The 17,220-nt window shown below is 67.8% G+C and carries 17 protein-coding genes and 1 tRNA gene; 9 read left to right on the forward strand and 9 right to left on the reverse strand.

What is annotated here, in order from left to right:
* The first annotated feature begins 13 nt into the window (after positions 1-13).
* On the forward strand, positions 14-805 hold the full coding sequence (locus VM780_RS15235) for an SDR family NAD(P)-dependent oxidoreductase (RefSeq protein WP_325448849.1): 792 nt from the start codon (positions 14-16) through the stop codon (positions 803-805).
* Between the two features lie 39 nt (positions 806-844).
* On the opposite strand, the gene VM780_RS15240 is transcribed toward VM780_RS15235, so the two are convergent.
* From VM780_RS15240 to VM780_RS15255, 4 genes are all read right to left on the reverse strand, one after another.
* Positions 845-1,087, reverse strand: coding sequence for a DUF2934 domain-containing protein (locus VM780_RS15240; protein WP_325448851.1), 243 nt, complete (start codon positions 1,085-1,087; stop codon positions 845-847).
* Positions 1,088-1,195: 108 nt separating this feature from the next.
* Complete coding sequence (bfr, locus tag VM780_RS15245) at positions 1,196-1,678, reverse strand: bacterioferritin (RefSeq protein ID WP_325448853.1); 483 nt, start codon at positions 1,676-1,678, stop codon at positions 1,196-1,198.
* 109 nt (positions 1,679-1,787) lie between these two features.
* Positions 1,788-2,090, reverse strand: coding sequence for a (2Fe-2S)-binding protein (locus tag VM780_RS15250; protein ID WP_325448855.1), 303 nt, complete (start codon positions 2,088-2,090; stop codon positions 1,788-1,790).
* 143 nt (positions 2,091-2,233) lie between these two features.
* Positions 2,234-5,044, reverse strand: a complete 2,811-nt coding sequence (locus VM780_RS15255) for a sensor histidine kinase (protein ID WP_325448857.1) — start codon at positions 5,042-5,044, stop codon at positions 2,234-2,236.
* 148 nt (positions 5,045-5,192) lie between these two features.
* Here VM780_RS15255 and VM780_RS15260 point away from each other — a divergent pair, with 148 nt between their 5' ends.
* From VM780_RS15260 to VM780_RS15285, 6 genes are all read left to right on the forward strand, one after another.
* On the forward strand, positions 5,193-5,570 hold the full coding sequence (locus VM780_RS15260; RefSeq protein ID WP_325448859.1) for a phasin family protein: 378 nt from the start codon (positions 5,193-5,195) through the stop codon (positions 5,568-5,570).
* Positions 5,571-5,758: 188 nt separating this feature from the next.
* Positions 5,759-6,232 carry a phasin gene (locus tag VM780_RS15265; RefSeq protein ID WP_325448861.1) on the forward strand — a complete coding sequence of 158 codons (474 nt, stop codon included), beginning with the start codon at positions 5,759-5,761 and terminating at the stop codon, positions 6,230-6,232.
* 154 nt (positions 6,233-6,386) lie between these two features.
* Positions 6,387-6,463 (forward strand) — tRNA-His (locus tag VM780_RS15270).
* A 169-nt stretch (positions 6,464-6,632) separates the two neighbouring features.
* Positions 6,633-7,766 (forward strand): GTP-binding protein, encoded by a 1,134-nt coding sequence (locus VM780_RS15275; RefSeq protein ID WP_325448863.1) that lies wholly within the window; start codon positions 6,633-6,635, stop codon positions 7,764-7,766.
* A 54-nt stretch (positions 7,767-7,820) separates the two neighbouring features.
* The gene (locus tag VM780_RS15280) at positions 7,821-8,834 is read left to right on the forward strand and encodes a WD40 repeat domain-containing protein (RefSeq protein WP_325448865.1); all 1,014 of its coding nucleotides are present in this window, start codon (positions 7,821-7,823) and stop codon (positions 8,832-8,834) included.
* Positions 8,835-8,943: 109 nt separating this feature from the next.
* The gene (locus VM780_RS15285; RefSeq protein WP_325448867.1) at positions 8,944-10,116 is read left to right on the forward strand and encodes a mechanosensitive ion channel family protein; all 1,173 of its coding nucleotides are present in this window, start codon (positions 8,944-8,946) and stop codon (positions 10,114-10,116) included.
* A gap of 69 nt (positions 10,117-10,185) precedes the next feature.
* On the opposite strand, the gene VM780_RS15290 is transcribed toward VM780_RS15285, so the two are convergent.
* From VM780_RS15290 to VM780_RS15300, 3 genes are all read right to left on the reverse strand, one after another.
* Positions 10,186-11,664: a PAS domain-containing methyl-accepting chemotaxis protein gene (locus VM780_RS15290; protein ID WP_325448869.1), complete on the reverse strand. Its 1,479-nt coding sequence runs from the start codon at positions 11,662-11,664 to the stop codon at positions 10,186-10,188.
* A 170-nt stretch (positions 11,665-11,834) separates the two neighbouring features.
* Positions 11,835-12,329, reverse strand: coding sequence for a PAS domain-containing protein (locus VM780_RS15295; RefSeq protein ID WP_325448871.1), 495 nt, complete (start codon positions 12,327-12,329; stop codon positions 11,835-11,837).
* Positions 12,330-12,420: 91 nt separating this feature from the next.
* The gene (locus VM780_RS15300) at positions 12,421-13,851 is read right to left on the reverse strand and encodes a homospermidine synthase (protein WP_325448873.1); all 1,431 of its coding nucleotides are present in this window, start codon (positions 13,849-13,851) and stop codon (positions 12,421-12,423) included.
* A gap of 181 nt (positions 13,852-14,032) precedes the next feature.
* Between VM780_RS15300 and VM780_RS15305 the strand changes: the two genes are divergently transcribed.
* Complete coding sequence (locus VM780_RS15305; RefSeq protein ID WP_414652836.1) at positions 14,033-14,551, forward strand: sigma-70 family RNA polymerase sigma factor; 519 nt, start codon at positions 14,033-14,035, stop codon at positions 14,549-14,551.
* Positions 14,548-15,189, forward strand: a complete 642-nt coding sequence (locus VM780_RS15310) for an NrsF family protein (protein WP_325448877.1) — start codon at positions 14,548-14,550, stop codon at positions 15,187-15,189. Before VM780_RS15305 ends, VM780_RS15310 begins: the two co-directional genes overlap by 4 nt.
* 13 nt (positions 15,190-15,202) lie before the next feature.
* Here VM780_RS15310 and VM780_RS15315 read toward each other — a convergent pair whose 3' ends face one another.
* Positions 15,203-15,748: an N-acetyltransferase gene (locus VM780_RS15315; protein ID WP_325448879.1), complete on the reverse strand. Its 546-nt coding sequence runs from the start codon at positions 15,746-15,748 to the stop codon at positions 15,203-15,205.
* A 10-nt stretch (positions 15,749-15,758) separates the two neighbouring features.
* On the reverse strand, positions 15,759-16,916 hold the full coding sequence (locus tag VM780_RS15320) for a type III PLP-dependent enzyme (protein ID WP_325448881.1): 1,158 nt from the start codon (positions 16,914-16,916) through the stop codon (positions 15,759-15,761).
* Between the last annotated feature and the right edge of the window lie 304 nt (positions 16,917-17,220).

Here is a 17,220-nt window from a genome sequence, read left to right on the forward strand (position 1 = left end):
GAGAAGACCCCGTATGGCTTCCACGAACCCCGCGCGCCCGCTCGCCGTCGTGACCGGCGCCTCGACCGGCATCGGCTACGAACTCGCGCTGGTCTGCGCCAAGAACGGCTTCGACCTCGTGGTCGCGGCCAACGAGCCGCAGATCGAAGAATCCGCAGAATCCTTCAAGGCGTTCGCCGGCCACGTCACCACCGTCCAGGCGGACCTGTCCACCACGGAAGGCAACGACAAGCTGATCGCCGCGATCGGCGGGCGGCCGGTCGACGCGCTGCTCGCAAATGCCGGGACAGGTCTCGGCGGCGCGTTCCTCGACCAGGATTTCGCAAGGGTCAGGAAGATCGTGGACCTCAACATTACCGGCACGATCTATCTCATCCAGAAGATCGGTCGTGAGATGCGCGCGCGCGGCTCCGGCCGCATCCTGATCACCGGATCGATCGCCGGCTTCATGCCGGGCTCCTTCCAGGCCGTCTACAACGGCTCGAAGGCCTTCCTGGACAGCTTCTCCTTCGCCATCCGGAACGAGCTCAAGGACACTGGCGTGACGGTGACCTGCCTCATGCCGGGCGCAACCGAAACCGATTTCTTCGAGCGCGCCGACATGCTCGACACCAAGGTGGGGACGCAGAAGAAGCAGGATCCGGCCGAGGTCGCCGAGATCGGCTTCAAGGCGATGATGAAAGGGCAAGGCGACGTCGTGACGGGCTGGCAGAACAAGCTGCAGTCCGCGATCGCCAACATCGTGCCGGCCGGCCTGACGGCGCAGATGCATCGCCGCATGGCGGAGCCTGGCTCCGGCGCATAAACGACGAGCCGGCGCGGCATGGCCGCGCCGGCTCGTTCGTCAGCTCGGCTGGTTCTCGCCCGGCGCGCCGCCGGAGCCCGAGTCCTCGCCAGTTTCGGTAGCCTTGGATTGAGGATCTTCGGGCGGGGGCACCGCCGCTGCGCCGACCGACGGCCAGCTTCCGCCGCCGCTCAGCTCGCTTTCGGCCTGGGCCCAATGCTCCTCGTGGCGGCCTTCAGGCCGGCCTTCCGAGATCCAGATCTCGTGCGCTCGCTCGCGTATCTTCTCTGTCTTGGGATCCATGAATCTCCTCCATCGCGGCGGAGAAAGGATCCCGAGGCGGACATTGTTCCCAGCCCGACGGACGTTCGGCGGCGCGTCGAACGACGCGCGCGCCTCGTCCGGCGACGATCAGTCGTCGTGCAATTCGCCGATATGGTGCTGGGCGAACAGCTGCTCCCCGAGCTGCGCGACGAGGTTCAGCTGCGTCTCGAGGAAGTCGATGTGACCCTCCTCGTCCGTCATCAGCTCTTCGAACAGGTCGCGGCTCGGATAGTCGGCGACCGATGCGCAGTAGGTCGCAGCTTCCTGGTAGAGCTTGCGGGCCTCATACTCGGCAGCGAGGTCGCACTCGAGCACTTCCTTGATGCTCTGGCCGATCCGCAGCGGGTCAAGCACCTGAAGATTAGGGAAGCCCTCAAGGAAGATGATGCGCGTGACGAACTTGTCCGCGTGGTTCATTTCCTCGATCGATTCAGCGCGCCACTTCTTGGCGAGATCCTTGTAGCCCCAGTCATCCAGCATGCGGTAATGCAGCCAGTACTGATTGATGGCCGTCAGCTCCGAGCGAAGCCCCCGGTTCAGGAATTCGATGACTTTGGCGTCGCCCTTCATGGCGCTCTCCTGCAGCTCGTCCGCGACCAGTTAGAAATGTTCTAAACTCGCCGGCGGCCGACCGCAAGGGCTGACAGTTCCACGAGGTCAGAGGCGTCCGGGTGGACGATCAGCGCCGCCGGTCCATCGTGGCGACTTCGACCACGTCGCCCGACATTCCAAGAACGTCGCCGGAGCCGTGCGTCACGGCCGGGAAGGCGGCCGGGCAGGCGCCGCAGGCGCTTTCAGCAGGCTGCTCGAGGCCCTTGATATCCGCCAGCATGGCCTTGATCGTCCGTGCGCAACGGCCGCACTGCGGGCTGCAGCCCAGGCAACGATAGACCTGACCCGGAGTCTGCGGGTTGGCGGCCGGGTCGCCGATGGTGTTCTTGATCTGCGCCGCGCTCAGGACGTTGCACGAACAAACGATCATGACGTTTCCAACTCAGCGCGTGCTTGCGAGTAGTTTGGAAGATATCTAAACTACTGTTCTCACTCGTTATTTGGCTCATATCGTGAGTGCCGAGCGGGAGTCAATGCCGCAGCCGCGGTATGCGCCGCACGGCTGCGGGATCGTCAGTCGGCGAGCACCCGCGCGGTGGGAAACGTCACCTCGACGACGGTCCCGACGCCGATCTCGCTCTGCATCGAGAACAAGGCCTGATTGGCTTCGGCCAGCGCCTTGGTGAGAGGCAGGCCGACGCCGGCGTCGGCGCCTTTGTCTCCCGACAGAGGCCGGAACGGCTCGACGGCCGCCGCGAGATCCTTCGCCGACATGCCTGCGCCGGAGTCGCGAATGCGGACCACGGCCTGTCCGGCGTCTGTGAACACCGTGGCCGCGATCACCTGGCCGCCGGGGCGGCTCAGCTTGACGGCGTTCGTCAGCAGGTTCGTCAGCACCTGCCGCATGGATTTCCGGTCCGCCAGCACCGGCGGCAGGTTTCGCGCCAGCGACGTCCGGATGATCACGCGGTCACGGTTCGCCTGCGGCTGGAGCAGCGCGGCCGCCTGCGACAGCGCCTCGTTCAGGTCGACCGGGGTGAATTCGAGCTCAAGCCGCCCGGTCTCGACCCGCGAAAGCTCCAGCAGGTCGCCCACAAGCGCGATCAGATGTTCGCCGGCCCGCCGGATGTCGCGCAGATGCTCCTTGTAGCGGGGCGTCCCGACGGGACCGAACCGCTCCTCTTTCATCACCTCGGCGAAGCCGATGATGGCGGTGAGCGGGGTGCGGATCTCGTGCGCGACCCGCGTGAGGAATTCTGATTTCTGCGCGTTGGCACGCTCCGCCTGGCGCTTGGCGGCGAGCAGTTCCTCCTCCGCCTTCTTCCAGTGCGTGATGTCGCGCAGAACGGCGCAATAGCGGCCCTCATGCGCCGGACCGATCCGCCCGATCGTCAGATAAAGCGGGATCGCGCCGCCCTGGCTTGCGAGGCCCAGCACCTCCCGCCCGTCGTTCAGCATGGCGGCCACGCCGCTGCCCTTCAGGCTGTCGAGATAGTCGAACGCGACCCGCCGGCTCTCGGGGGCGAGCGACAGCGTGAACAGGCTGCCGACCACCTTGCGGGCGTCGATCCCGAACAGCGCCTCGGCGCTGCGGTTGACCGAGAGGATCCGCCCCGCGGGATCGAGCGTCATCACGCCGTCCGTCGCGGTGTCGAGGATCTCCGCCATCTCCTTCTCGCGCTGGATCGCGGAGTGAACCTCGGCCGAATAGCCTTCCGCCCGCTTCAGCGTCACCAGCGTGGCCGGAGCGCCGCGCCAGCTGATCGCGCTCAGCCGCGCCTCGACGTCGATCTCCAGCCCATCCTGGGCCAGCACCCGCAGGCTCGATGGGGCGGCGTCATCCCGGGGCAGCGGCTCGGCGAACAGGTCGCCGGCGCCGCGCGACACCAGACTGCCGAGATCGTTGTGGCCGAGCATGTCGAGCGCGGGGCGATTGGCGTGCGCGACCTCTCCCGCCCGGAGGACCAGGGCGCCGATCGGAAGCTTGTCCAGCACCCGCAGCAGGTCGTCGGCGTATGACGCGTCCGGCGCCCGGCCCTCGATGTCGTCGAGCGTCCAGTCGCTCGTGGGCGCAGACGGCGCCAGCACTTCTGCGGTCTCGGGAAGCGAGGCCACCGGCCGCTCATGCGCTTCCTGCGAAAGCCGCCCACTGAATCCGCGCAGCCGGCGCGCGATCTCGTCGAACGCGGTCTCCTCGACGACCGAAAGCCCGTGCAGCGACGCCGGCCTTGGCGCGATAGCGGGCTCCCGCAACTTGATCACGTTGCCTTCAAAGCTCTCCGTCGAAGGCGGCAGCGAAACGATCGGCGCCGGCTCGCCCATCGACTCCCCGGCGAGCGGCTCTACGGCCGCGGCGTCATCGGCGCCTGGGGCGGAATCCTCGGAATCTGGCTCGACCTGTGAGGCGACATGTTCCGCAGGCGTCTCTTCCGCCTCTGCAGCAGCGTTGATCGACTGGGCGAGCGGCTCCTGCGCCGGTTCGGCCGGCGAGAGCTCCGGCTCATCGGCCGGCGCGTCGGCGAGCGGCTCGACCGTTCCGTCGCTCTCCGCCTGGGCCGCCGGCTTGGCGCGTCCAAGGCCGCGGAAGCCGATGAAGGTGCGGCCGCGGTCGAAGATCGGAAGCGCCGACAAGGCGAGCGGAAGACGTCCCTGGCCTTCCATCGGCCAGGCGATCTCGACGTCGCTCCACGGCGCTCGGCCTTGCAGCCGCTCCGCGACTGCATTCGCCGGATCGAGATCGAGTTCGGCGCACACCTCCGCCCATGGGCGGCCGACGGAAGCGGCGGCGCTCGCCCCCACAGCCTCGCTGAGATCCGGCGAGAGGAACGCGATCTTGCCGTCCGCGTCGATCTCGAACACGAAGCGGAGTTCCGACCAATCCCGTGCGTCGACGCTCGGCGCGGCCGCCGGCGCTCCGGACTCGCGGTCAACGGAATCTTCGGCGGCAGGCTCTGCGACCGGCGCGGCGTCGGCCGGCTCCGCGGTCTTCTCGGCGGGCTCGGCCGCCGCGCTGGCGCTCGGGCCGCCGGCGAGCTCGTCCGGCTCGGCCAGAGGCGCCGGGGCGCCCGCGTCGCGCTCCTGATCGACCCGCTCGAGCAGCACGCCGAAGCCATCCCCCAGGACGATGCGGGAGGCTCTGAACGTCATCGCCGGGGCGCCGCCATCGGGGCGAATCCGCACCAGACCGGCCGCACCGGAGGCGCCGACGCGCGCCAGCACGGCCTCCGCCGATCCGCCGAACGCGCCTTGCGCCCTCAGGGTCTCCGCCGCCGGATTGAGCCAGACGACCTCGCCGTCGGCGTCGACCACGAAAGCGGCGGACGCGCGCTTGTCGGCGAGCGTTTGGTTCGCCTCCACAGCCTCGAGCGGCTCGTCCAGGCCCATATCGTCCTCAGGCTGAGCGGTCTGCAGCGGCGCTGCGTTAATGAACCGTTAAATACCGGCCGAGGCGAAGGCAGTCTATGGCGGCGCCCCGCCTGTTCCGCCATGATCGACCGGCAGGGTTAACCCGGTCGGGAGGAGCTTCCTCACTATGACGGACACGAAGAGGACGTCGGGAACGTACGAGATTCCGAACGAGATGCGGGATTTCGCTGAGCAGAGCGTCGACCAGGCGCGCAAGGCCTTCGCGGGCTTCCTCGACGCCGCCCACAAGGCGTCGACGGCGATCGAGACGCAAGCGGAGAGCGCGCATGAGCGGTTTCGCGACACGGCCGGAGACGCCGTCTCGTTTGCGGAGCAGAACATGGCGGCGAGTTTCGACTACGCCCAAAAGCTGCTGCGCGCCGCCTCCGTCGAGGAACTGCTGCGGATACAGATGGGATTCGCGAAAAGTCAGCTGGAGGCTCTCACCAAGCAGGTTCAGCAGCTCAGCGGGGCTGCTGGTCGTCGCACCGACACGAAAAGCTGAGATAGATCGTCGCAACGCTTGATCGTATCGCACTGCAGCATTATGTGTGCGGTGCACACGAGAGCTGTTGCGATCAGAAAGGGCGTAAGCCTCCGGGTCGCGGCTCGTGGAGGCCCGATCGCAGCCCGGCGGAGCGCGGCTGGCCTTCTGATCCTTAGCCTGTCCGCCACACCAAGTGAGGAAGACGAATGGCTACGACCCAGAAGACCGCTTCTAAAGCCGAAGAGATCATGAACGAGGCCGGCGCAGCCGCCCGCCAGGCGAGCGACGCCGCTCCGGCCGCCGTCCGCGAGCTCGCCGACAAGACCGTCCAGCAGGCGAAAGAGGGCTATGCCCGCCTGAAGTCCGCGACCGAGGAGGCTTCCGACGCCTTCGAGGACGCCTATGCGACCGCGTCGAAGGGCTACAAGGACCTCAGCCGCAAGTCGGTCGAGGCGACGCGCTCCAATGTGAACGCGCATTTCGACTTCCTGCAGGCGCTGCTCGGCGCCAAGTCCGTCAGCCAGGCGGTCGAGCTTCAGACCTCCTACGCCCGTCAGCAGTTCGACGTGGTGACGGGACAGCTCAAGGAGCTTTCGGCGCTTGCGCAGAAGGCGGCGACCGAGGGCGCGAAGCCCTTCCAGGATCTCGCCTCCCGCAGCCTGCGGCAGACGCAGGTCTGACGCTTCGGGCGCGGCCGGCTCTGCCGGCCGCCGCCGCGCAAACGCCCGGGCGAGTCTGTCGTCCGGGCGTTTTTGCGTCTTGGGCGAGCCGAACGCGCTTGCCCGGCGCGGAGCTTTCACCTAGGTTCCGCGCGCCCTGACCGGCCCCCGTCAGGCCGCCATAGCTCAGTTGGTTAGAGCGCCAGATTGTGGATCTGGAGGTCCCCCGTTCAAGCCGGGGTGGCGGTACCACGGGCCCTTGGCCCAAGCGGCCCTTCTTCATCGCCCACTGCGCCGACGCGTCATTCGACCGACGTCATTGCTGCGCCCGCGCGGGATGACGTCCCGTCCCCCCGTCGCTATATCAGGCGCCGCTGTTCCGCGGCCGCCCGGCGTGGCGGCCCTTTCCGCTGGAGGCCCCATGGCTGCCGACGCCTCGTCCGACAAGACGCCCGTCACCGTGCTCACCGGCTATCTCGGCGCCGGCAAGACCACGCTGCTCAACCGCATCCTCTCCGAACCTCACGGGAAGAAATACGCCGTCATCGTCAACGAGTTCGGCGAGATCGGCATCGACAACGACCTCGTCGTCGGAGCCGATGAGGAAGTCTTCGAGATGAACAATGGCTGCGTCTGCTGCACCGTGCGCGGCGACCTGATCCGCATCCTCGAAGGCCTGATGAAGCGCAAGGGCAAGTTCGACGCGATCATCGTCGAGACCACCGGCCTCGCAGATCCCGCGCCGGTGGCGCAAACCTTCTTCATCGACGAGGAGGTCGGCCGCAAGGCCCGGCTCGACGCGGTCGTCACCGTCGCGGACGCGAAGTGGCTGACCGAGCGCCTCAAGGACGCGCCCGAGGCCAAGAACCAGATCGCGTTCGCGGACGTGATCCTGCTCAACAAGACCGACCTCGTCTCGAAGGACGAACTCGACGAGGTCGACGGCCGGATCCGCGGCATCAACCCCTACGCGCGGGTGATCCGCACCACGAAATGCGACGTGCCGCTCGACGCGGTGCTCGACAAGGGCGCCTTCGACCTCGACCGCATCCTCAGCATCGAGCCGGCCTTCCTGGAAGCCGACGACCACGACCATGACCACCACCACGGTCATGGCCACGACCATCATCACCACCATAAGCATGGGCCGGACTGCGGCTGCGGGCATGACCACGCCGCGGGCGAGGATCATGGCCACGAGCATCACGACCACGGCCATGGCGAGCACAGCCATGGCGGCCTCAAGCACTATCACGACGAGACCATGCAGTCGGTCGCGTTCGAGATCCCGGGCGACGTCGACGCCAACAAGTTCATGCCCTGGGTGAACAATCTCGCCCAGACCGAGGGCCAGAACTTCCTGCGCTGGAAAGGCATCCTGGCCTTCGCGGGCGAGCCGCGGCGGTTCGTCTTCCAGGGCGTTCACATGATTCTCGACGGCGACCTGCAGCGCGAATGGAAGCCGGACGAGAAGCGCCGCTCCAAGATCGTGTTCATCGGCAAGGAGCTCGACGAGGCCAAGCTCAGGCAGGGGTTTGAAGCCTGCGCCGCCTGAGGCCGCGCAAAGTCTTCGATACGCCTGGAACGACACCCCCGGAACTGACTCTCCATGTCCATGCCTTCTGACGCCGGCTATCCGTCGCTGGTCGACCGCACCACGCCGGTCGACGCCGGCGCCTATGTGATCGCGGCCGCCTTCCTCGGCGAGGCGGCGGTGTTCGCGCTCGGCGACGGCATGGTGCTGTTCGTGGATGAAGGCCAGGAACGGCGGGTTCCGGCGCATGACGGCGGCGTGCTCGTGGCCGCCGCGGCCGGGAATGTGCTTGTCACGGGCGGCGACGACGGCAAGGTGCTGCGGTTCACGGCGGACGGCGCGACCGAACCGCTTGGCGAGGTCAAGGGCGGCTGGATCGACGCGGTCGCAATCGGCCCGGACGGCGCGGTCGCTTGGTCGTCCGGCAAACGGGTCTTCGCCCGCGACGGCAAGGGTGAGCTCAGGACGATCGAGGCGCCCTCTGCGGTCCGAGGCCTCGCTTTTGCGCCTAAGGGCTACCAGGTGGCCGCTGCGCGCTATGGCGGCGTCTCGCTCTGGTTTCCGCGTCTCGACGCGGCGCCGAAGGAACTTGCCTGGAAGGGCTCGCATATCGACGTGACGTTCGCGCCGGACGGCCGTTTCGTCGTCACCACCATGCAGGAAAACGCGCTGCACGGCTGGCGGCTCGCCGACGGCGCCCATATGCGGATGTCCGGCTATCCGGGGAAGGTCCGCTCCGTCGACTGGACGAATGACGGAAAATCGCTCGCCACCGCGGGCGCCGACGCCGCGATCTTGTGGCCGTTCCAGGCCAAGGACGGCCCGATGGGCAAATCCCCCAAGGAACTCGGCGTGCGGCCGGCGCGGGTGTCCCGCGTCGCCTGTCACCCGCGCGCAGCCGTGGTGGCGCTGGGCTATGAAGACGGTTGCGTGCTGATGGTGCGGATCTCCGACGGGGCGGAGATTCTCGGGCGCAATCCGGGTGAGGGCGGACCGGTGACGGCGCTAGCCTGGGACCGCGTGGGCGCGCGGCTGGCGTTCGGCACCGAAGAGGGCGCCGCCGGAGTCGTGGCGCTGCCGGCCGACTAGCTTGGAGACGGCCGCGCTGCATCGCACGCGTCGCTTTCGCATCTGCGGGAACTCTCTGCGCTGCCTTACGTTCCGTCCGTTGACGCCAACCAAATGAAGAGGGGCGCTCATGGACGAGGTGGCATCTATCGTCGAGCAGGGCGCGGCGCGGCTGGATTGGCTGCCGGACTGGATGGTTTCGCTGCTGCTGCTCGCGGCCGCGACGGGTTTCGTCCTGCTGATCCATGGCGCGGCGTTCAGGGCGCTTCAACGCGCCGTCGCCGAAAAATCGCTGTTCTGGCGGTCGTTGGTCGCCCGCACCCGCGGACCCTCGCGGCTCGCGCTGCTGATCCTCGCGCTCAGCATCGCCACCACCGCCGCTCCGCTGCCTCCGAACTCCGTCGACGCGATCCGTCACGGCCTGCTGATCGCCTTCATGGTCCTCGTCGGCTGGACCGCCACGACCGCTCTGCACATCTGGACGGTCATCTATATGCGGCGGTTCAAGCTCGATGCGGAGGACAATCTGCTGGCGCGCAAGCACGCGACGCAGATCTCGATCCTCCGCCGCGCCGGCGTGACCCTGGCGGTCACGATCACCCTGGCGGCTGCGCTGATGACCTTCGACGGCGTTCGCCAGTACGGCGTCAGCCTGCTCGCCTCCGCGGGAGCCGCCGGTCTTATCCTTGGTCTCGCCATGCAGCCGGTGCTCGCCAACCTCGCTGCTGGCATTCAGCTCGCGATCACCCAGCCGATCCGGCTGGAGGACGCGATCGTGGTCGAAGGAGAGTGGGGCTGGGTCGAGGAGATAACCTCGACCTACGTGGTGGTCCGGCTGTGGGACTGGCGGCGGCTGGTGCTGCCGCTGAAATATTTCATCGAGCACCCGTTCCAGAACTGGACGCGGGACGGAGCCTCGATCATCGGCACGGTGATGATCTATTGCGACCACTCCGCGCCAGTCGCCGAGATGCGCGCCAAGCTCGAGGAGTTCGTGAAGGAATCGCCGCTCTGGGACGGCCAGGTGGTGAACCTGCAGGTCTCGGACGCCAGGGAGTTCACGATCGAGGTGCGCCTGCTGGTCAGCGCCGGCACCTCGCCCAAGGCGTGGGACCTGCGCTGCGAGGTGCGCGAGAAGATGATCGCCTGGCTCAACGCGGAACATCCGGAGGCGTTGCCCCGCCACCGCAACGATCTCGGCCGTCAGCTCGCCGGCGCGACCGAGAGGCGGCCGGCCAGGCGGGAGCCGGCCAGCCGCTCCGCGCGACGCGTGGCTCCTTCAGCCGCCGCGGGAGAGGCGTGACAGTCCGATGCGAGGGCAGTTCGCCTTCGGATCACGCTCTTGAGGGGCTGCGGCGCGGTCCGGGAAGGCTCAGCTCGCGATTGCGAGCGATGATTGGCGAACCTTCTGGGCCGAGGCCCTGATCGATCCGGTCGATTTCGCGATGCCTTCCATGCTGGCCGATATGGCGGCAACGCCCGCGGCCGCGGTCTGCATGTTGGTCGACATGGTGGCGGCGACCGCGTTCTGCTCTTCGACTGCGGCGGCTATGGCGCCGGAGATCTCGTTGATGGAGGTGATGGTCGCCGCAATCGCTTCGATCGCCTCGACGGCGTTCACGGTCGCGGCCTGGCTGCGCGCGATCTGGCTCTCGATCTCCTCGGTCGCCTTGCGGGTCTGGCTCGCCAGGTTCTTGACCTCGGAAGCGACGACCGCGAAGCCCCGCCCGGCTTCTCCGGCGCGCGCTGCCTCAATGGTGGCGTTCAGCGCAAGCAGGTTGGTCTGGCCTGCGATGTTCCCGATCAGGTCCACGATCTGCCCGATCCTGTCGGCCGAGGCGGCGAGGCCGGACACCACCTCATTGGTCTCCTTCGCCTGCCGGACCGCGTGATCTGAGATATCAAGAGCCCGGCCGAGCTGCTGGCTGATCTCGCCGATCGAGGCGCCGAGTTCGCCGACGCCGTGCGACACAGCGGTCACGTTGGCCGAGACTTCCTTGGAGGCGGCGGCGGCCCCGTCCGTCTGCGCGGCGGCGTCCGAAATCGCCTCGCTGATCTCGCTGACGTCCCGGTTGATCATCGCCTGAAGGCCGACCCTGCGGGTGCGATCCTGCACCTCGGCAGTGACGTCGGTCGCGAACTTGACCACCTTGAACGGAACGCCGTCCGGAGAGAGCACCGGGTTATAGGAAGCCCGGATCCAGATCTCCCTGCCGCCGGCGCCAATCCGCCGGAACTCGGCGGATTTGTGCTCTCCGCGGCGAAGCGCGTCCCAGAACGCCCGGTAGTCGGGACTTTGCGCATGAGCCGGCTCGACGAACATGCTGTGATGTCGTCCGCGGATCTCGTCGATTGAGTAGCCGAGAACCGCGAGGAAATTGGCGTTGGCGTCGAGCACGACCCCGTCCAGGTTGAACTCGATGACGCCTTGGGAGCGATGGATCGCCTTGATCTGCGCCTCGTCATCGGCCGCCTTCAGCTTCTGCGCCGTGACGTCGGCCGCAAGCTTCATGATCCTGAACGGTCTGCCGTGCCGAAGCACCGGGTTGTAGGAGCCCTGAAGCCAGACGGAGCGACCGCCCTTCGCGATGCGACGGTATTCCGCCGAGCGGTGCTCGCCGCTCTTCAGCGCGTTCCAGAAATCCGCGTAGCCGGCGCCGCGCGCTTCTTCGTCCGGAACAAAGATCCTGTGGTGCCTGCCCCGGATCTCTTCCAGCTCGTAGCCGACGACGTCGAGGAAGTTCCGGTTGGCGGTCACGATCTCGCCGAGAGGCGTGAACTCGATGATCGCCTGCGATTTCTCGATGGCCGCGAATTTTGCCTGCAGGTCGTTGTGGAAGAGCTGCTTCATTGCGGCCTCGGTCGATGGGACCGTGTCAGACTGCAGAACGTACGTTGATTGTTCGTTAAATCCGCGGAATTGCCGCCGAGATCGAGGGCAAGCAAGGCCGGAACGCCAAAGAACGGCGTTAAAAGGGCGTTAATTTGAGCCGCCACGCAGCGCTCGCGATGAGCCGCCGTCTATTCGGCCGCAGAAGGCAGGCTGGCGAAGACCGCCATGCTCTTCAGGCCGAGAGGCAGCTCTGAATCGGGCACCGACACCGGCTCGAAGCGCCCGGCGACTCCGCTCCCCGGTCTGCCGCGACGGCGCGCAACCTCCCGCTCGAAGGCCAGAAAGTGGGTGAGCTGGCCGTCCGGCCCGAAGATTGGACGGCAATCGATTTCGACGAGATACTTGGCGCCATCTCCCCGATAGTTGGTGATCTGGCCGTGGAAGCGCTGCCTCTCGGCGAGCGCCTTCGCGAAAACGTCGAGGGTGGGGCGGCGGGTCTCACGCCCCTGCATGAAGCGCGGGCTGACGCCGATCACCTCCGCAAGCGGCCGCCCTGTCAGCAGCGCAAAAGCGGGGTTTGCGTAAAGGATCAGCGGCCCGGGCGCCGCAGGCTGGGCGTCTGTCAGGCAGATCGCGACCGGGCTGTCCTCGGCCAAAGCCCTGATCAGATCGATGATCGTCATCTGCGCGATCCGAAACTCGCGGGCGGCTGAACGCCCGCATCCGCCCTTTGTCCGGCCCGGGGTCCGGCCGAACCCCGCGGATCGGCCTCAGTCACCCCACGAAGAAATTCCGGAACTGCCAGGGATCGCTCTCGTCGATGTCTTCCGGAAAGAGGCCCGGGCGGTTCTCCAGCGGCGTCCAGTCCGTGTAGTAGCCGTTCACCGGACCCAGATAGGGCAGCTGGATTTCAAGGCAGCGCTTGAAGTCCATCTCGTCGGTCTCGACGATGCCCTCGTTCGGGTTCTCAAGCGCCCAGACCATGCCGGCGAGAACCGCCGAAGTGACCTGCAGACCCGTGGCGTTCTGGTACGGAGCCAGTTTGCGCGTCTCCTCGAGCGACAGCTGCGAGCCGTACCAATAGGCCCCCTTGCCGTGGCCGTAGAGCAGCACGCCGAGCTCGTCGACGCCGTCGACCAGTTCGTCCTCGTCGAGCACGTGCAGCCTGTCCTGAACCTTGCCTTCCGCGCCGAACAGCTCGTGCCATGACAGCACCGCGTCGTCGGCGGGGTGATAGGCGTAGTGGCAGGTCGGCCGGTAGACCGGCTTGCCGTCCTCCCAGACCGTGAAGTAGTCGGCGATCGAGATCGACTCGTTGTGGGTGACCAGGAAGCCGTATTGCGGGCCTGGCGTCGGGCACCAGGTGCGCACCTTGGTGGCGGCGCCGGGCTGCATCAGATAGATCGCCGGCGCCTTCGGATCGGTATGCCTCTCGGCGTTCGCCGGGGCCCATTTCTCGTGGGTGCCCCAGCCGAGCTCGGCCGGCTGCAGGCCTTCCGAGATGAAGCCTTCGACCGACCAGGTGTTGAGGAAGACGTTGCGCTCCTTGGCCTTCTTGCCGCGCTGCGTGTCGCGCTCGGCGATGTGGACGCCCTTGACGCCGATGTGCCGCAGCAGCGCCGCCCATTCCTCGCGCGAGGTCGGCTCCGGCACGTTGAGCTTCATGTCCGAGGCGATGTTGAGCGCCGCCTGCTTGACGAAGAACGACACCATTCCGGGGTTCGCGCCGCAGGTCGAGACCGCGGTGGTCCCGCCGGGGTTGCGGCGGCGCGCCTCGAGGGTCATCTGGCGCAGCGCGTAGTTGGAGCGCTCGCTCGGGCCCTTGCTCTTGTCGAAGTAGAAGCCGAGCCAGGGCTCGTTGACGGTGTCGATGTAGAGGCAGCCGACCTCGCGGCAGAGCTCCATGATGTCGACCGACGAGGTGTCGACCGAGAGGTTCACGCAGAAGCCCTGGCCGCCGCCATTGGTCAGAAGAGGGGTGAGCAGCTCGCGGTAGTTCTCGCGGGTGACGGCCTTCTGGATGAAGGGCACGCCGTATTCGTCCAGCACGTGCTTGTTGAGGTCGCTCGGGTCGATCGCGACGATGCGGCTCTTGTCATAGTCGAAGTGCCGCTCGATCAGCGGCAGCACGCCGCGCCCAATGGAGCCGAAGCCGATCATCACGATGGGTCCGTCGATCTTGGCGTACACCGGATAATCGGTCATTCCTCGAAACTCCTTCGCTCTCCAGCCGGGCCGCCGGCGATAAAGGCCGAACGGGGCACGACAATCAACCGCGCGGCGTGACGCGGCCGTGACGTCTACTGCGTAACGCTCCCGCCTTTCTCCGCGTATCGCTCATCAAGGATCCCCGGTGCGCCACCAAGAACGGGACTGGGCTTCCTGGATGAAGGCCGCGCAGGCAGGCGACGCAGCGGCCTACAGGCGGCTTTTGGAGACCCTGACTCCCTTTCTGCGGGCTGTCGTCCGCAGACGCGGGGCGGGACCGGGACTCGATGCGGCGGATGTCGAAGACGTGGTTCAGGAGACGCTGCTGGCGATCCACCTCAAGCGCGGCACGTGGGACCCGCGGCAGCCGGTCGGTCCCTGGGTCGCGGCGATCGCGCGCAACAAGCTGATCGACGCGATGCGCCGCCGCGGCCGCAGGATCGACGTGCCGATCGACGACTTTCTGGAGACGCTGCCGGCGCCGGAACCGGACGGAGAGCTGTCGTCCCGCGAGGCCGAGCGGCTGCTCGAGGTGCTCAAGGGTCGGCAGCACCAGGTGGTGAAGGCCATCACCGTCGACGGCGAAGACATTCGGAGCGCGGCGGAGCGTCTCCATATGAGCGAAGGGGCAGTGCGTGTGGCGCTGCATCGTGGACTGGCCGCCCTGTCGGCGGCCTATCGGAGCTTTCGGGAATGAGGACGGATGCGCTGATCGGCGCGCTGACTGCAGACGCCGCCGTCCCCCGGCCGGCGCGGTTGAGCAACCTGTTCTGGACGGCGGTGGCGATCGCCACGCTCTGCGCGGCGGTCGCTTTCGCCCTGACGATCGGCCCGCGGCCAGACGCGATGAGCGCGCTGGGCTCAGTCCGCTACGTGTTCAAGTTCGTGGTGACGATCGCGCTCGCGCTCGGCGCGGCGGCGTTTCTTCGCCGGCTCACTCGCCCTGCGGCGGCCTCGGGCCGGATCGGCGCCGCCATGTGGGTCGCGCCGCTCCTGCTCGCCGCCGGAGTCGCCGTCGAGCTGATCGTGATGCCGCGTGCGGAGTGGGCGCCGCGCCTCGTCGGTCACAACGCGTTGTTCTGCATGACGATGATCCCGCTGCTCGGCGCGCTTCCGCTCGCGGCGCTGCTGTGGGCGCTGCGCCGCGCCGCGCCGGGCTCGCCGGCCGGGATGGGGGCCGCGGCGGGCGTGCTCGCGGGGGCGATCGCCGCGACGTTCTACGCCGCGCATTGCCAGGACGACTCGCCGCTGTTCGTCGCTGCCTGGTATCCGGTCGGGATCGCTGTCGTGACCGCCGCGGGCGCCGCGCTCGGCGCCCGCCTGCTGCGGTGGTGAAGCCGCCAGGCCCTCAGGCGGCGCGGCGCGGCTGAAGCCGCGGGGCCTCGCCGAACGTCAGCGCAATGGCGCCGGTCGCGCGGACAAGGCCTCGCGCGCCGTCGAGCGCGTCCGCCGCGAGTTCGAGGCCGAGGAACCGCGCCCGGTCCACCCAACCCGGCATCGTGAGCCCTTCGGTGTGAACGGCCGAGAAGCCGAAGCGCTCGTAATAGGGCGCGTCGCCCACCAGCATCACCGCCTGATGGTCGAGATCGCGCGCCCGCTCCAGCCCCGCCTTCATGAGGGCGGAGCCGACCCCGAGACCGCGCGCCTCTTCCGCCACGGCCAGCGGGCCGAGCATCAGCCCGGCTCGATCGCCGAGCGCGACATGCCAGAAGCGCAGCGTGCCGACGAGCCGGCCGTCCGCCTGTTTGGCGGCGAAGGACAGGCCCCGCGCCGGAAGACGGCCTTCGCGAAGCCGCTCGCAGGTCTTGGCGAAACGCGCCGGACCGAACGCGCGGTCGAGCAGCGCCTCGCGGGCCCCGGGGTCGGCCGGGGCCTCGTCTCCGATCAGGATCATCGCAGCCTCGTCAGATGACGTGGGACGCGAGCGGCGCGAAGCCGTTGAAGGCCACCGCCGCATAGGTCGTGGTGTAGGCGCCGCAGGCTTCGATCAGCACCTTGTCGCCGATCGAGAGGCTGACGGGCAGCGGATAAGGCGTCTTCTCGTACATGACGTCCGCGGAGTCGCAGGTCGGGCCTGCGAGAACGCACGGAGCCATCGCGTCGCCGTCGCGCGCAGTGCGGATCGGGTAGCGGATTGCCTCGTCCATGGTCTCGGCGAGGCCGCCGAACTTGCCGATGTCGAGATAGACCCAGCGGATCTCGTCCTCGGCGTCCGACTTCCTCGACACCAGCACCACCTCGGCCTCGATCACGCCGGCGTCGCCGACCATGCCGCGGCCCGGCTCGATGATGGTCTCCGGGATGCGGTTGCCGAAATGCGTGCGCAGCGCCTCGAAGATCGCCGCCCCATAGGCGTCGACCGCAGGGATGTCCTTGAGGTAGCGGGTCGGGAAGCCGCCGCCGAGATTGACCATCGAGAGCGCGATGCCGCGCTCCGCGCAATCGCGGAAGATCTGCGCCGCCGAGGCGAGCGCCAGGTCCCAAGCGCCGACGTTGTTCTGCTGCGAGCCGACATGGAACGACACGCCATAGGCCGCCAGGCCGCGCCGCTGCGCGTGCTCAAGCACGTCCGCGGCCATCTCGGGCGCGCAGCCGAACTTGCGCGACAGCGGCCATTCGGCGCCCGCCCCGTCGGCCAGGATGCGGCAGAACACCTTGCTGCCGGGCGCCGCGCGCTCGATCTTCTCGACCTCCTCGCGGCAGTCGACCGCGAACAGGCGGACGCCGCGGGCGAAGGCCGCCGCCACGTCGCGCTCCTTCTTGATCGTGTTGCCGAACGAGATCCGGTCGGGCGCGACGCCGGTGGCGAGCGCCATGTCGATCTCGACGACTGACGCGCAGTCGAAGCACGAGCCGAGCTCCGCGAGCAGCTTCAGGATCTCGGGGGCCGGGTTCGCCTTGACGGCGTAGAACACGCGCGTGTCCGGCAGGGCGCGGGCGAACTTCATGTAGTTCGCGCGCACGACCTCGCTGTCGACGACCAGCACGGGCCCGTCGGCGTTCTGGGAGGCGAGAAAGCCTCGGATGCGGTCATTGTCGAGGCGGTCGAGATGGGAGGTCATGGCGTTCAACCCGGCAGCGAAAGTGGCCCGATGGATTGACGCCCTCCGTTCGGCGCGATGTGGACGCGCGCCGTCGGTCAGGATGCGTCGTTCCGTGGCCGCGCCCCGTGCGGAATGCGGCCGTCGATCACGCCGTAGTCGCGACGATTGTCACGCGAGACGACGGACCGTCCTGCGCTTCAGATCGGCGCCACGCTTGGGAGGGGGAGAACCCGCGACCCGCGCGCCCGGCAAGGATGTAGTCGCCTCTTCAGTGACCCCGGCCGTTGGAGAGCCGGGAGAGACCAAAAAAGCCCTCTACGTC

The organism is Hansschlegelia sp. (assembly GCF_035538955.1).
Taxonomy (GTDB): domain Bacteria; phylum Pseudomonadota; class Alphaproteobacteria; order Rhizobiales; family Methylopilaceae; genus Methylopila.

Bases quoted from the DNA above. Each gene is read 5' to 3' on its own strand.
- VM780_RS15235 (WP_325448849.1), top strand. From the start codon at position 14: ATGGCTTCCACGAACCCCGCGCGCCCGCTCGCCGTCGTGACCGGCGCC.
- VM780_RS15240 (WP_325448851.1), bottom strand. From the start codon at position 1,087: ATGGATCCCAAGACAGAGAAGATACGCGAGCGAGCGCACGAGATCTGG.
- bfr (WP_325448853.1), bottom strand. From the start codon at position 1,678: ATGAAGGGCGACGCCAAAGTCATCGAATTCCTGAACCGGGGGCTTCGC.
- VM780_RS15250 (WP_325448855.1), bottom strand. From the start codon at position 2,090: ATGATCGTTTGTTCGTGCAACGTCCTGAGCGCGGCGCAGATCAAGAAC.
- VM780_RS15255 (WP_325448857.1), bottom strand. From the start codon at position 5,044: ATGGGCCTGGACGAGCCGCTCGAGGCTGTGGAGGCGAACCAAACGCTC.
- VM780_RS15260 (WP_325448859.1), top strand. From the start codon at position 5,193: ATGACGGACACGAAGAGGACGTCGGGAACGTACGAGATTCCGAACGAG.
- VM780_RS15265 (WP_325448861.1), top strand. From the start codon at position 5,759: ATGGCTACGACCCAGAAGACCGCTTCTAAAGCCGAAGAGATCATGAAC.
- VM780_RS15275 (WP_325448863.1), top strand. From the start codon at position 6,633: ATGGCTGCCGACGCCTCGTCCGACAAGACGCCCGTCACCGTGCTCACC.
- VM780_RS15280 (WP_325448865.1), top strand. From the start codon at position 7,821: ATGTCCATGCCTTCTGACGCCGGCTATCCGTCGCTGGTCGACCGCACC.
- VM780_RS15285 (WP_325448867.1), top strand. From the start codon at position 8,944: ATGGACGAGGTGGCATCTATCGTCGAGCAGGGCGCGGCGCGGCTGGAT.
- VM780_RS15290 (WP_325448869.1), bottom strand. From the start codon at position 11,664: ATGAAGCAGCTCTTCCACAACGACCTGCAGGCAAAATTCGCGGCCATC.
- VM780_RS15295 (WP_325448871.1), bottom strand. From the start codon at position 12,329: ATGACGATCATCGATCTGATCAGGGCTTTGGCCGAGGACAGCCCGGTC.
- VM780_RS15300 (WP_325448873.1), bottom strand. From the start codon at position 13,851: ATGACCGATTATCCGGTGTACGCCAAGATCGACGGACCCATCGTGATG.
- VM780_RS15305 (WP_414652836.1), top strand. From the start codon at position 14,033: ATGAAGGCCGCGCAGGCAGGCGACGCAGCGGCCTACAGGCGGCTTTTG.
- VM780_RS15310 (WP_325448877.1), top strand. From the start codon at position 14,548: ATGAGGACGGATGCGCTGATCGGCGCGCTGACTGCAGACGCCGCCGTC.
- VM780_RS15315 (WP_325448879.1), bottom strand. From the start codon at position 15,748: ATGATCCTGATCGGAGACGAGGCCCCGGCCGACCCCGGGGCCCGCGAG.
- VM780_RS15320 (WP_325448881.1), bottom strand. From the start codon at position 16,916: ATGACCTCCCATCTCGACCGCCTCGACAATGACCGCATCCGAGGCTTT.